This window comes from Microbispora sp. CA-135349 (assembly GCF_050947365.1).
GTDB lineage: Bacteria > Actinomycetota > Actinomycetes > Streptosporangiales > Streptosporangiaceae > Microbispora.
The window spans coordinates 8,090,671-8,104,267 of record NZ_CP192001.1; the positions used below are offsets into that span (position 1 = coordinate 8,090,671).

Here is a 13,597-nt window from a genome sequence, read left to right on the forward strand (position 1 = left end):
GTGACTACTGGGCCGGGTAGTCCGCGACGTACTGCGGCGCTCCGACCTTGGTCGTGTCGGCCGCGTCGCCGACGCCGTTGACAACGTGGTCGATCGTCCCGGCGTTGAGGTTGACCGTCATGATGTGGTGCAGCTTCACGCCCGGGGTCGCCGGAACCTCGAAGCCGTTCTCGGTGTGGATGGACGGGTTGTTCTGGTTGAAGACGTAGACGCCCGCGCCGTACAGGTTGTGCCGCTTCACGCGGTCGCCGACCTTGTAGCCGGCGTAGCCCTTCACGCGGCCGTTCATCCAGTCGGCCTGCGTGGGCGGGTCGTACGGCAGCTCGTTCTGGTAGAGGATCGTCGTGCCGTCCTCGCCGTTCCAGACGGTGTTGTACCGCTGGAAGTGCTCGACGAACAGGCCGGTCGCCGTGACGTGGTCGCCGTTGACGACGGCGCCGTAGCGGCCGATGTTGGTGTTCCAGCGCTGGGTGTCGGTGAAGCCCTCGACCCCGTGGTCGGCGCGCCACACCCACGTGTGGTCGATCAGCACGTTGTCGCTGTTGACCTCGAGAGCGGTCTCGGTCTTGCCGACGTGCGGCCCGCCCACGCGGAAGTACACGTCGGACAGGGTCGTCGGGTTGTCCGCCGGGGCCCTGCGCCCGCCGTGCTCTCTGCCCACCCGCAGCAGGACGGGGGACTTCTGCGGACCCGCGTCGACGGTGACTCCGGCGATGATCACACCGGGCACGTCGGCGACGTCGAGCGGGATCGAGCCGCGTACGGCGGTGAGCGTGGCGTGCCCGATGCCGAGGACCACGGTGTCCGGCCGCTTGACCTCGATGCTCCGCGCGATGTCGTACACGCCGGGCGTCAGCAGCAGGTTCTTCCCGCGCGCGAGCTGGCTGTTGATGGTCTGCACCGAATCCGACGGCTTCGCGACGTAGAAGTCCGACAGCGGCACCGTGCGGCCCGGGGTCATGCCGTTCGCCCACGAGACACCGCGCGTGTTCGTCCTGGCCGCCGGCACGCGGACGTTGAGCCTGCCCTGCGCGTCGGCGTACAGGTAGGGCTTCTCCCGGCTCACGGGAGTGGCGTCGACCGTGGTGTAGGGCGGGTTCGGGAACCCGGACTCGTCCGGCGCGCCGACGACCCCCGAGAAGACCTGGTTCCACACGCCGTTGGACCACCCGGCGACCTCGGTGTTGCGGGTCAGCCACTGCTGCTGGGAACCGTTGGTGACGGACGGCAGCTTGGAGTCGGCGATGAACCCGCCGCTGGCGTACTGCGGGCCGGCGGTGCAGTAGTCCATCAGCGACAGGCTGCCGCCACTGATGTTGAGGCGGCGCATGGACACCGCCTGCGAGACGGCCCAGAAATTCGCCGTCTGGCGGCAGTCGTCCTGGCCCGCGCCGTTGACGTTGACCGACAGGTTCGACAGCGTGCGCCAGAAGTTGACGAGCGCGAGGCAGTTGCCGGTGCCGTTGTTCTCCAGGCAGCGGTTGTAGACCTCGACCTTGCCGTTGATGACCACATCGGTGGGCGATGCGCCCAGGCCGGCGATCTCGGTGTAGTAGCCGACCTTGATCTGCAGCGGGTGCTCTGCCGTGCCGTACGTGCCGGGCTTGAAGAGGTAGGCGTGGCGCTCGGCGCCCATCTCGTTGTCGACCTGCGCGGCGTGCGCCGCGTCCAGAGTCGCCTGGATCTCCTCGACCGGCATGCCCGGATCGAAGACGGTGACGTTCGGCCCGAGGTCGACGACTCCAGGAAGCCCGTGATTCCCATGATTTCCGGGGTTACCGGGGCCGGGTGCCGCGGCGGCGGCCGTCGCTCCCGCCGTCACGACGGCGGTCGTCAGCACGAGACCGAACGTCAACGCCCGGCCGATCAGCCGGCGGCGTGGCCGCCGCCGTAGAGGACTCCCACTGCCAGGAGTGTGGGTCGTCATGCGGTTGGTCCTTTCCGCTGCGTGACCCTGCGAGAGAGCGCTCTCTCGCAGGCTGGCCTTGTATAAAGCCCTGAAAAATGTGTGGGACGTTTGTACCGCGTGAACCCGCCCCGGCGCTATGGCCTGAGCGCCCTTGATTTCCGCGGTGGGCGGGCAACCGGAGTGCCTGATCGAGGCCGCCGGTGGAGGACCGGGAGGCGTACGAGGACCAGCACTGCAGCCGGCCGGTGGGCGGCTCCCGTTGGCTAGGGTCGATCTATGCGGGCTACCACGGACGCCGACGTACGCCGGGTGTTCGACCGGATGGCGGATCGGTACGACAGCCAGATGCTGGCCTGGGAGCGCCGTCTGTTTCCGGGCAGCCGCGAGTGGGCCGTCGGGCAGGCGCGTGGTCAGGTCGTGGAAATCGCGGTCGGCACCGGGCTCAACCTCCCGCTGTACGCCGCCGACGCCACGGTGATCGGGATCGAGCTTTCCGAGCGCATGCTGGAACTGGCGCGGCGGCGGGTCGCGCAGGCCGGCCTCGGCAAGCGAGCCGAGTTGCGGCAGGGCGACGTGCAGCGCCTGGACCTGCCCGACGGCGTCGCCGACACGGTGCTGTCGACGTTCACGATGTGCACCATCCCGGACCCGCCGGCCGCGGCACGCGAGGCGTATCGCGTGCTGAAGCCGGGCGGGCGGTTCGTGCTGGCCGAGCACGGTCCGTCGAGCAACCCGGTCATCCGGGCCGGGATGCGGCTGCTGGAACCGCTGTCGGTGCGGTTCGAGGCCGACTACCTCACCCGCGATCCCCGGCCCTACCTGGAGCAGGCCGGTTTCGCGATCGAGTCGGTCGCGCGGACGACCCGCGGGATCGGCTTCCGGGTGCTGGCCGTCAGGCCCTGACCCGGCCGGCTCGCGACACCGTCGCGGCCGTCGTCGGCCCACACCGGCGAGCCCGCCGGGGAGACACGACCTAGTTGTTCTGTCCCATGAGGTTGGGTACGCGGCTGGCGGGTGGTAGGCCGTTCAGCGCGGTGTGGCCGCGATGGTGATTGTAGGTGTGTAGCCAGGCGGGCAGGGCGGCGCGGCGTTGGGTCTCGGAGGTGTAGGGCTGGGCGTATGCCCATTCGTCGAGCAGGGTGCGGTTGTAGCGTTCGGCTTTGCCGTTGGTTTGGGGCCGGTAGGGGCGGGTGCGTTTGTGGGTGATGCCGGCTGCCGTCAGGGTGTCGCGCCATAGGCGGGAGCGGTAGCAGCTGCCGTTGTCGGTCGGTACCCGGCGCACGGTGATCCCGCAGGTGGCGAAGAAGGCCTGGGCGCGGCGCCAGAACGCGGCGGCGCTTTCCTTGGTCTCATCGGGCAGGATCTCGGTGTAGGCCAGGCGGGAGTGGTCGTTGATGGCGTTGTGCAGGTAGCCGTAGCCGAGGTTGGGACGGCCGTGATGGGTGCGTGGCCGGTCCGGGTCGCGGTGGGCGGAGCTGTTGCGGGCACCCGCCTGCCGGCCGTGCACGCGGTGGCCGCCGCCGTCGGGGATGTTGCCGAGCTTTTTGATGTCGACGTGCACGAGATCGCCGGGTGCGGGGTGTTCGTAGCGGCGGATGGTGCGGCCGGTGGCGCGGTCCAGGTGGGTCAGGCGGGTCAGCCGGTAGCGGGTAAGGACGCGGTGGACGGTCGAGGGGTGCAGGCCCAGCAGGTAGGCGATGCGGGCCGGGCCCCACCGGCGGAGCACGCGGACTTTGATGATGCGCCGCTCGGTGCGGGTGGGGGTGCGGCGGGGGCTGTGGTGCGGGCGCGAGGAGCGGTCGGTCATGCCGGCTGCTCCGTGTTGCCGGTAGCGGCCGGCCCAGCGCCGGGCGGTGGTGACGGCGACCTGGAAGCGTTCGGCTGCCCTGCGCAGCGGCCAGCCGTCGTCGACGACACACCGGGCCAGGCGCAGGCGTCCGAGTTCGGTCAGCGGGGCGTTACGGTGGGGCATGAGGGCCTTTCTGGTTGGCGTGTAGATGTCGCAATCCACACCAAACCGAAGGCCCTCACCCATTTACAAGATCATTCGTGCGTGTCGCCCCGTACCTAACCTCTGTGGTCAGTACAGCTAGAGGGCGGCGTACTCGAACTCCAGATCGGCGAGCTCGGGGAAGTTGACTTGGAGGTATCCGCTGTCCAAGTACTGGCGGATGCGGTGAACTCTGCCTTCCCGCAGAACGCAGACCTTCGCCTGACGCATTCGGAATTGGACGCCGGGCCTTGACCGAATCGTCCCCCGAATTTCTTCTTCCACGACCACCCGATTGTTCTCAGCGGTCGTGGCGGTCACCGTCCGATGCGGGCCCTCGGCGAAGGCCGACGCCGCCCGGACCGCCGCCGAGATCAGCTCGGCACGGCCCTTGATCCCTCGGCTGAGCTGCGGCGAGGTCGCCCGGTCGAGTTCATTGTTGAAGAAGACATCATGGTCGAGGTATGCGGCCATCGACGCGTCGCCCCAGGTTTCGCTCAATCGGAGGGCGACCTCTCGGTTGTGGTCCGGCCAGCCCGCGGGGGCCGGCGCCTCGTCCGATTCGAGGCGCACGTCCGGGTCGGCCAGGCACCAATCGCTGCTCCAGGCCGTGACGTCGGATGCCGTGTCGATGCTGTCCGCTGTGGTCCGGTGCATGATGTCGGCGATCGGCCCGGCATGGGCGTTCAGGTAGGCCGAGTCGCAGTACTCACGCATCCGTACGATCCGGCCGTCGTCGAATTCCAGAACCTTGACCACGTGGAAGTTGTGCTCGTTGTCGATGTCGAACACGGTCCGCCCCGCATGGACAAGGTATTCGGCGACGACTCGGTCACCCTCGGCCGTGATGCTTTTGATCGCCCTGGTGTTGCCGTCCGGGTAGATCTGCAGCAACGCCGTCCCGGCCCGGCGCATCTCGGAACGCAGGTCGCTCAGCCGGGCCGCGCGCTGCTCGTCGTCCTCCTTCCGGATCGGGGACGCTTCGTAGTCGACCATGTGTCCTTCGAACTCGGACCGATCGGCGAAGCACTCATAGGTTGTCTCGCGAGTGAGATCATCGAGGACGACGCGGGTGACCCTCTTGTTGAACGCGGTGCTCACAGCATTCCCTCGTGCATGAGTGAAAAGCCCTCCGGAAAGAAGTTCGTCAGCCGATCGCGCGCAGCAGCGCCGTCCGGGGCGCCTTGCTCAGGACCCGGATCGCCTCGTCCATTCCGCTGTCGGCGGCGTCCTTCATGTGCCGATGGAACGCCTCGGCGCTCTCCCACTCTTGCACCGCGAAGAAGACGCCCGGATCGTCGAGGCTCGCGTACTGGCGAGAGCTGATCAGCCCCGGCTTGTCCGAGGTCTCGATGGCATGCAGCAGACCGTCGCGCGCCTGCCGCTCCTGCCCGGCCCGGGCATGAATCTCGATGAGGACGGTTACCTGCTCCGTGCTGGTTGCCATTGCCTTACCACCTGTTCGTCCGCTCGATCGGTGTGCCCTGCGGTCCGGGCACCCCACACTTAAGAAGTGATTGCACTTCTTACGAGATCGACGGTACGCCGATGGCCTAAGATGTGCAAACACGTCTTACGGAGGGATCGGATGCGACGCAGACGAGGCAGCAGCCTCCAGGAGGCACTGCTCGAAGCCGCATGGGCGGAGCTGACCGAACGCGGATACGCCGGATTCACGCTGGAAGCCCTGGCGAAGCGCGCCGGCACGAGCACACCTGTGCTCTACCGCCGATGGACCGACAAAAGAGAGATCATCGAAGCCGCCATCGCCCACGCCAGCGCCACCCGGCCCGTCGAGGTCCCCGACACCGGCAGCCTGCGCGGCGACCTCATTGCAATCATGCAGGCAACGAACCGGGCCCGCGTCGACCTGCTCGCCGCGGCGACGGTGCACCTCGGCAGCTACTTCGACAACACCGGGACGGGCCCCGAGCAGCTACGCGAACTGGCGTTGAACGGACGCCCGTCAGCCGCCGAGATCATCGGACGGCGGGCGGCCGACCGCGGCGAGATCGACCCGGCCGTCCTGACGCCACGGACGATCAATCTGCCGTTCGACCTCTTCCGCCACGAAGTGCTGATGACCCTCAAGCCGGTGTCCGACGAGGCCATCGAAGACATCGTCGACACCATCGTCATGCCGCTGTTGACGAGACCACGCTGATCGGCTGTCCGCAGCCACGACCCTGCGACGATTCGTACGCTCGTGCAGGTCGTCCGCCGCGACGCCGGCTGCGTCATCGGGTCGGCGTCGGGGACCTCGCCGCTGGGACCCGGCATCGACACCCGCGGCCCCGGCCGGGGAGGCCGCGGCGGCTATCTCGTCGGCCCCGGCTCGGTCGTGAACGGCCGGCCCTACGTCATCGAACGGGGCCTGCCGATCGCGACGCTGCCGGGCTGGCTCATCGCTCTGCTCACCGCACCACGGCCCCACCGGGGAAGGCGACCAGCAACGCTCCGGTGATACCGCAGTGGGAGGGCTTGATCCTCCGGCGGCCTTCCGTTTCCAGGCTGTGATTAGGGCTGGGGCGGGAAGTGCCGTTGGAGGACCCGCACCCATTCGGGCAGGATGACGAATCCGCCGCCGCCCGCCCAATCGGTGCACCGCTCGCCGGGTCGGCCGGTACCGTCTTCGCCGCGAGGTTCAGCTCCGACGGCCGCCTGCTCGCCACGGCCGGTGCCGACCGCGCCATCCGCCTCTGGCGCGTCGGGCCCCGCGGCGCCGCCGCCCGAGGCACGGCCGAGGCCGCCGCTGCCAGCACCCTCTACGCTCTGGCCTTCCACCCCAGCGGCCGTGTGCTCGCCGCCGGCAGCGCCGACGGGACGCTCACCCTCTGGCAGGTCCCCGACGACGGCCCGCCGACGCGAGTGACGACGGTCGCGACATCAGACGCTGCCGTCCAGGCCGTCGCCGTGAGTCCCGACGGTCGCATCCTCGCCGCTGGCGGCGCCGACAACACCGTCCGCCTCTACGACATCTCCCAGCCGTCAGCTCCTGTCGCGTTCCCTGCTCTCACCGGGGCCACTCGCAAGATCCTCTCCGTCGCGTTCAGTCCCGACGGGCGGCTCCTCGCGGCCGGCTCGGCCGACAATACCGTCCGGCTCTGGGACATCGCTCGCCCCGACCGGCCCGCCCCCCATGGCACGCCCCTGACCGGCCCGACCGGCTGGGTCAACGCCGTCGACTTCAGCGCCGACGGTCGCCTGGTCGCCGGCGGCACCTCGGACGAGAAGACCTGGCTGTGGCAGACCGACACCGGTGCCCCCGCCGGCACGCTCCCGCACCCGGCCCAGGTCACCAGCGTCCAGTTCACCGGGCCGCCGGCAGCGTCGGGCACCGTCCTCACTACCGCCGCGGTCGACGGGGTCGTACGGCGCTGGGCCCTGCCGGGCCCTGTGATCACCGGGTCTACTGCAGCAGTATTCAACGCGATTCCGGCCGGCCCCCGGTCCATCACGCTGGTCGCCGGGGGCGATGACGCGTTCAGCCTCTGGCGGACCAACGACCCCCGCCAGCCTCGCCCGCTCGCGCCGCCCGTCACCAGCGTCGGTGTCACCGGCCGCGGCAGCGGTGCGGCCAACCTCAGCCCCGACACCCGCACCGTGGCCGTCGGCACCGTCACCGGCGACGTACAACTCTGGGACGTTACCGACCCGCGGCACCCCGTGTTCCGGGCCACGCTGCGCGGGCACACCGAGCAGATCGAGGCAGTGATGTTCAGCCCCGACGGCCGCAGCCTCGCCGTCGCCAGCGACGACCACACCGCGACGCTGTGGAATGTTGCTGACCCGGGCCACCCGGCTCGCCTCGGACCGCCGCTACCGCGGACAACATCGTCTACTCCCCGGTGTTCAGCCCCGACGGCCGCATCCTGGCCGTGGGTACCGCGGGCCGGACGGTTCTGCTCTGGGACGTCCACGACCCAGGCCACCCGACCCTGCTCTCCCTGCCGCTGCGTGAGGCGACCAGCCCCGTGTTCGCCATCGCCTTCAGCCCGGACGGCCGCACCCTCGCCACGGCCGACAACGCAATCCGGTTCTGGGACGTCACCGACCCTCACCACCCAACCCCGCTGGCCGCGCCGCTGACCGGCCCGGACCGGACCATCTGGTCGCTCGCCTTCGCCCCGGACGGCCGCACCCTCGCGGCTGGCACCGGCGACGGCAATATCTGGCTGTGGGCCACCACGGACCCGCACCACCCGACGCTGTTGGCCACCCTGCCAGCGCACAACGGCTCGGTCTACACGGTCGCGTTCGACACAGTCGACGGCATCCTCGTCTCGGGCGGAGCCGACCGGACCACTCATCTGTGGAACATCGACGCGGGCCGGGTCGCGGCCTTCGTCTGCGCCACCGCCGGTGATCGGATCACCCCGTCCGAGTGGGCCCGCTACGTCCCGGACAAGCGCTACCAGCCGCCCTGCTGACGAGGCCGTACGACTATGTACGGCTATTTCTCCAAGCCTTGTTCCGCCGCGGCGCAGCCACTGCACTCAACAGCAGGCGGTCAACCGGTCGCCAAGAGATCCCCGACGAGAGGACGCCTCATGCGCCTGCGCCTCCGACACGCCATCGCCGCCGCGGCGGTCGTCGTGCCGCTCGCCCTGGCACCCACCGCCGCCCAGGCTGCCCCCACGAGCTGCTCCACCGGACCCGAGGGTGGCAACGGCTCGTACGCCGTCTGCACTCGCGGAACCGGCTCGTATCGGGCCATGGTCCAGTGCCGGCAGTGGTTCTGGCCGAACTACTACTACATCAACTACGGGCCCTGGCAGGTGCCCAGCAACCCGGTCAAGTCCATCGCAAACTGCAACTTCGGCGACTCCCGCCAGCTCTACACCGTCGACCTGTCGTGACAGCCGTCCGCCGAAGGAGCAGTGTGTGAGCCGCTCCCTCGGCGGGCGCCGGTGCCGAGCCCGACCCGGGCTCGGCACACTCCCCGGGGGAGGCCTACAGGTTCCTCGGCGAGAGCGAGCGCAACCTGTTGCCCAATGTCTCCTCCTCCTCGTGAACGTGAGCGAAAGGGACGACCTCACGCTCCGCGCACTTCCCCACGACGAGATGCTCGTGGGCCTTTCCTCACCTTCAGCGGCTTCATCCAGGTGCCAGGATCGTGTACCGCTCCGGATGGCTGAGCACTGTGTGGTGGGCTTCCCAGCCCTCGGGAAACTTGACGGGGACGTCGAGATGCACCGGATCGGTGGCGGGATGGGCGTCCAGGAGTGAGGTATGCCAGCGCGAGCGACGACGATGCAGGCGCGCCTATGGCGTGAGGTGAGTACGCACAGGCGGCCCGCCTCCAGGTGAAGGCGGTGGCGTCGCGTCGCCCCGATAGCGGGTATACGACGATGACCATAACTCTCGGCATTGCAGCCGGTTGGCGTTGTCGACGATTATTCGGTCGGCGCGGGGGTGCCGGTGGCGGGCAGCAGTCGCCTGATCTGCTCGGCTTGGTCTCGGTGTACGACCCCGGCAATGTTCGGTGGGGGTTGGACGTCGCCCATCGAGATGGTGTTCGCAGCGTTTGACGGCGCCTCGCGCTAGCAGGCGGGCGGCGAGCTCAGCCGCCGCGCTGGCCATGTCACTGTCAGTGCGTTGTGGTGTGGCGGGCGGGGAGTTGATGCAGGGCTAAGCCAGCCTCTGGTGGAAAGGGCGGAGGGCGAGTCATCGCCGGTTGCGCGGCTCTCGTGGCGCCCGCGTAGGCCGCTCTGACAACTCCGATTGGCCGACAGCGGCCACTACTTCGAGACGATCAAGTCGACAAGCCCTCTATGGTGGGGCGGATGAGAATGGAGATCGATGAGGTCGGGGGGTGGCTGCGAGAGCAGCTACCGGGGCTGGCGGAGGAGCACGGGGTGCCGGGGGTGGCGGTCGCCGTCGGCGCCGGGGGTCGGATGGTCGAGGCGGCGGCGGGGGTGCTGAGTACGGCGACGGGGGTGGAGGCGACGGTCGACTCGGTGTTCCAGATCGGGTCGGTCACCAAGGTGCTGACGGCGACGCTGGTGATGGGGCTCGTCGCGGAGGGGCTGGTGGAGCTCGACGCGCCGGTGGGCAGGTACCTTCCCGGGTTCCGGGAGGCGACCGTCCGGCAGCTGCTGTGCCACACGGCCGGGTTCGAGGGGGACGTGTTCACCGACACGGGCAAGGGGGACGACTGCCTGGAGAGGTACGTGGAACTGCTGGCCGACGTGCCGCAGATCTTCGAGCCCGGGGAGATGTTCTCCTACAACAACGCGGGCTACAGCGTGCTCGGGCGGATCGTCGAGGTCGTGCGGGGGGAGCCGTTCGACCGGTGCATGCGGGACCATCTGTTCACGCCCCTGGGCATGACGCACGCAGCGAACGATCCGTACGAGGCGATCCTCCATCGCGTGGCGGTGGGGCACCTCGGCGGGCGGCCCGTCCCGGTCTGGGCGATGGCGCGGTCGAACGCGCCCGCCGGGTCGATGCTCGCCATGACCCCGCGCGACCTGCTGGCCTTCGCCCGGGCGCATCTCGCCGATGAGGGGCTGCGGGCCATGCGGGAGCCGCAGGTCGTCCTGCCGGACATCGGCTGGGGAACGGCCTGGGGTCTGGGCTGGGAACTCTACGACCTGCCGGGCGGCCCGGTGTTCGGCCACAACGGCAACACCATCGGGCAGTCGGCTGTCCTGCGGGTCGACCCCGGCCGCGATGTGTCCGTGGTGATCTTCACCAACGGCGGCGACCGCAAGCCCCTGATGAAGGAGATCCTCGGCAGGGTCATCGAGTCGCCCGCCGAGCCCGTCCCGGATCCCGCGGCGCGCCCGGACGCCAGGCGCTGCACGGGGGTCTACCTGTCGAGCACGAGCCAGACCACGGTGAGCGGGGACGAACGGGGACGGCTGTGGCTCGAGCAAGTCCCCCTCGGGCTCGCGGCGGAGGCCGGCAACGAGCCATACAGGACGGAACTGCTCAGCTGGCGGGGGAACTCCCTGCTGCCCGCGGAGCCCGGCCACGGGCCCGTCGCGTTTCTGGGAGATGACGGCGAGGGTCGTGCGCGTTACCTGCACACGGGCCGGGCCGACGTCCGTGCGGCCGGACAAATCGAAGCCTGAACATTCGCTGGGCCGGACGAACAACGCCATCCTCTACGCCGGCCTGACTATCAGCCGCGTCACCGAGCCCAGAACCGAACCCGTCCTGAATTCTCGCCATCAGAGCTCGCCGACCCCACACGAGCTAACAGGCTTTACCAGAGGCCACGACGCCACTCCGCCCTGGCCATAGCAGCTTCAGCAGCCCTGAGAGCACATAGCTACTTTGGGGCTGGGGCCAGCTTCGGAGCGGAGGGCCGTCACCAACGGCACAGGCACCGGGAGCCTAACGACCGGTGATCAACCTGCGGCCCGGTTTCTGTCGCGTTCCGGCACCCCTGAGACGAACGTCCCGGATACCAGTTCGTCAAGCTCGGAGGCTGATTCCGGGGTCAGCCGGTAGAAGCCCTGCAAGCTGACCGAGTGTTCGAGACGTCCATCCTCGGTGACGTACTTGAGCGTCCGTTGCTTGCCCCGCGCGTTGCGCCAGGTGAGCCGGGGCAGAAGATCGCCGGGAACCGGAAGGTCGAACCGGATGGGCATCGCATCGACATGGATCGGCTCGGCCCCGCAACCGTAGGCGCCGAGCACGGCCCAATCCTCGTGACCCGGGTAGGCCGAGTCCTCCCAGTGCACCGGGACGGGCCCGCAGCACTCGCCGCGATCGAGGTTCACGATGCGCATGCGGCTGACCACGTGGACGACGTAGCGGCTGACGTGGAGCGCGTACACCGCATCACCGGGCTTGGCGCCCCTCCAGGCCGGCAGAGACTGGTGACGACCGCTGAACGCGACCGGCGGCCGCTCACCCACGCGACCGTACTTGCGCAGAGCGCGGCAAGTGTCATGGGTCCAGAGGAGGGTGAATGCATCCGGCATGAAGTGATCTTACGGATATGCACTGACAAACCGCGTAAGGCCGATTCAGAGCGGTATCGACCTCACACTTGCGGCTCGTTCTGCCATGTTCCGGGTGGGCGGCCCTCCCCTGCGGCATTTTCCGGTGCCGGTGAATGTCAGGGGCTGAGCCATGTGAAGACCATGGCGTGGTCGGAGGCCGGCGCGTCGCGGCGGCTGGTGGGGTCTTCGGTCATCGAGGGCAGCCCGTCGTGCGAGCTGGCCGGGTCCGTCGGGCGCAGCGTATGGACCTCGAGGGCGCGGGCGAGGAGGGCGTGGGAAACCAGCAGGTGGTCGATGAGTTCGCCGCGACCGTGGAAGACCCGGGAGAACCGCTCGGCAGCGGGGATGCGGGGGGCGAGGTTCCATAGCCGGGCTTTGTCGCCGCGGTCGGGCTGGTCGGCGCCCGGGGTGCCCAGTTCGGAGCCGGGCGGGCCCAGCAGGATCTGGGTGGTGGCGGCCTCCGGCTCGTCGTTGAAGTCGCCCATCACCATGACCTGGCGCGTCTCGCCCTGACCGGCGAGCAGTTCGTCGGCCAAGGCGCCTACGGTGACGGCCTCAGCGGTACGCCGGTACAGGGCGTAGGCCGCTACCCGGGCCCGTTCGCCCTCGTCCCGGGGCTGGAAGCGCGGCCGCCCAGTGGGCCCTGGCGGGAACGACAGCAGCTTGCTCTTCAGGTGCGCGACGATTAGGCCGTGTATTTGGTTGTGATCAAGGGGTGGTCCGAGTGAGGTCTTTGATCCAGATCATCGCAGCGCGGAGGTGGAGGCCGGCGAGGTAGCTGCCAGGGGTCTTGTCGTAGCGGGTGGCGATGCCTCGCCAGGCCTTCAGCTTGTTGATCAGGCGTTCGACGGTGTTGCGCTCCTTGTAGAGCTCGGTGTCGTGGCTGACGGGCCGGCCGCCCTTGCTGCCCTTCTTCTTCCGGTTGGCGGCCTGGTCCCTCTTTTCCGGGATGACTATTTGGATCCGACGTCTTCGCAAGTAGGTGCGGTTGCCGCGGGAGGAATAGGCCTTGTCGGCGGCGACCGCGCCGGGCCGGGTGCGGGGACGGCCGACGGGCACCCGGACGCGTACCTTCTTCAGCACCGGGATGAACTGCGGACTGTCGGCGGCCTGTCCCGCGGTCAAGACGAACGCCAGCGGGCGGCACTTGCGGTCGGCGGCAAGGTGAATCTTGCTGGTCTGCCCGCCCCTGGAGCGTCCGAGCAGGGCAGCTTTCAGCCGGAGCTTACGCTGGCGCCGGACGCGTTGCCGTTGTTCTGCCCCGGCGTCGTTTGCGGCGTTCTGCTCCTGTCGTCCTTCCGACTCGCCCCCTTTTGCTCTTCGGTGGCCTTCTCCAGGACGGCGACAAGGTCGCGGCCGAGGTGCATCCCGGCGGCATCGTGATGAGCCCGGGCAGTGGTGGAGTCCACGCTGACCAGGGATAAGTCCACCTCGCCGCATTTGGCGGCTTCCGCGATCGCCCCTTCCAGCAGGGCTTCGAAGACGCCGGCGTCCCTCCACTGCCGGAAGCGGTTGTGGACGGTCGGCCAGGCGCCGAACTCCTCGGGCATCTCCCGCCACTGCCCGCCCGTCTTGAACCGCCAGATCACGCCCTCGAACTGCTGCCGCAGCCGCTCGGGGTATGGACCGAACCTGCCGATCGGCAGGTAAGGCTTGATGAACTCCCACTCTTCGTCTGTCAACTGGGTCCGGGTCACCCATGACGACCTACCGGATCAGGCGCTGCCGCGAGGGCGAATC

At 69.1% G+C, this 13,597-nt stretch carries 12 protein-coding genes and 2 pseudogenes; 7 read left to right on the forward strand and 7 right to left on the reverse strand.

Annotated features, from left to right (window positions below; all coding sequences use genetic code 11):
* Positions 1-4: 4 nt before the first annotated feature.
* The gene (locus ACQPZZ_RS37250; protein WP_432926867.1) at positions 5-1,927 is read right to left on the reverse strand and encodes an adenylyl cyclase; all 1,923 of its coding nucleotides are present in this window, start codon (positions 1,925-1,927) and stop codon (positions 5-7) included.
* A gap of 258 nt (positions 1,928-2,185) precedes the next feature.
* Here ACQPZZ_RS37250 and ACQPZZ_RS37255 point away from each other — a divergent pair, with 258 nt between their 5' ends.
* Positions 2,186-2,812, forward strand: a complete 627-nt coding sequence (locus tag ACQPZZ_RS37255) for a class I SAM-dependent methyltransferase (protein ID WP_432926869.1) — start codon at positions 2,186-2,188, stop codon at positions 2,810-2,812.
* Positions 2,813-2,882: 70 nt separating this feature from the next.
* On the opposite strand, the gene ACQPZZ_RS37260 is transcribed toward ACQPZZ_RS37255, so the two are convergent.
* The 3 genes from ACQPZZ_RS37260 to ACQPZZ_RS37270 all read right to left on the reverse strand — a co-directional run bounded on the left by ACQPZZ_RS37260 (position 2,883) and on the right by ACQPZZ_RS37270 (position 5,346).
* Positions 2,883-3,881 (reverse strand): IS481 family transposase, encoded by a 999-nt coding sequence (locus ACQPZZ_RS37260; RefSeq protein WP_432926871.1) that lies wholly within the window; start codon positions 3,879-3,881, stop codon positions 2,883-2,885.
* Between the two features lie 117 nt (positions 3,882-3,998).
* Complete coding sequence (locus ACQPZZ_RS37265; protein ID WP_432926873.1) at positions 3,999-5,000, reverse strand: hypothetical protein; 1,002 nt, start codon at positions 4,998-5,000, stop codon at positions 3,999-4,001.
* A 46-nt stretch (positions 5,001-5,046) separates the two neighbouring features.
* Positions 5,047-5,346 carry a putative quinol monooxygenase gene (locus tag ACQPZZ_RS37270; RefSeq protein WP_432926875.1) on the reverse strand — a complete coding sequence of 100 codons (300 nt, stop codon included), beginning with the start codon at positions 5,344-5,346 and terminating at the stop codon, positions 5,047-5,049.
* Between the two features lie 141 nt (positions 5,347-5,487).
* Between ACQPZZ_RS37270 and ACQPZZ_RS37275 the strand changes: the two genes are divergently transcribed.
* From ACQPZZ_RS37275 to ACQPZZ_RS37300, 6 genes and pseudogenes are all read left to right on the forward strand, one after another.
* Complete coding sequence (locus ACQPZZ_RS37275) at positions 5,488-6,063, forward strand: TetR/AcrR family transcriptional regulator (protein ID WP_432926877.1); 576 nt, start codon at positions 5,488-5,490, stop codon at positions 6,061-6,063.
* A 42-nt stretch (positions 6,064-6,105) separates the two neighbouring features.
* The gene (locus ACQPZZ_RS37280; RefSeq protein WP_432926879.1) at positions 6,106-6,363 is read left to right on the forward strand and encodes a bifunctional DNA primase/polymerase; all 258 of its coding nucleotides are present in this window, start codon (positions 6,106-6,108) and stop codon (positions 6,361-6,363) included.
* 71 nt (positions 6,364-6,434) lie between these two features.
* Positions 6,435-7,667 (forward strand): annotated as a pseudogene (locus tag ACQPZZ_RS37285) (WD40 repeat domain-containing protein); the annotation flags it as partial.
* Between the two features lie 80 nt (positions 7,668-7,747).
* The gene (locus ACQPZZ_RS37290) at positions 7,748-8,329 is read left to right on the forward strand and encodes a WD40 repeat domain-containing protein (RefSeq protein ID WP_432926881.1); all 582 of its coding nucleotides are present in this window, start codon (positions 7,748-7,750) and stop codon (positions 8,327-8,329) included.
* Between the two features lie 120 nt (positions 8,330-8,449).
* Positions 8,450-8,758, forward strand: a complete 309-nt coding sequence (locus ACQPZZ_RS37295; RefSeq protein WP_432926883.1) for a hypothetical protein — start codon at positions 8,450-8,452, stop codon at positions 8,756-8,758.
* Between the two features lie 927 nt (positions 8,759-9,685).
* Complete coding sequence (locus ACQPZZ_RS37300; RefSeq protein ID WP_432926885.1) at positions 9,686-10,978, forward strand: serine hydrolase domain-containing protein; 1,293 nt, start codon at positions 9,686-9,688, stop codon at positions 10,976-10,978.
* A gap of 279 nt (positions 10,979-11,257) precedes the next feature.
* On the opposite strand, the gene ACQPZZ_RS37305 is transcribed toward ACQPZZ_RS37300, so the two are convergent.
* The 3 genes and pseudogenes from ACQPZZ_RS37305 to ACQPZZ_RS37315 all read right to left on the reverse strand — a co-directional run bounded on the left by ACQPZZ_RS37305 (position 11,258) and on the right by ACQPZZ_RS37315 (position 13,554).
* Positions 11,258-11,836, reverse strand: a complete 579-nt coding sequence (locus ACQPZZ_RS37305; RefSeq protein WP_432926887.1) for a hypothetical protein — start codon at positions 11,834-11,836, stop codon at positions 11,258-11,260.
* A 137-nt stretch (positions 11,837-11,973) separates the two neighbouring features.
* Positions 11,974-12,555, reverse strand: a complete 582-nt coding sequence (locus ACQPZZ_RS37310) for an endonuclease/exonuclease/phosphatase family protein (RefSeq protein WP_432934671.1) — start codon at positions 12,553-12,555, stop codon at positions 11,974-11,976.
* Between the two features lie 10 nt (positions 12,556-12,565).
* Positions 12,566-13,554, reverse strand: a pseudogene (locus ACQPZZ_RS37315) (IS5 family transposase).
* Between the last annotated feature and the right edge of the window lie 43 nt (positions 13,555-13,597).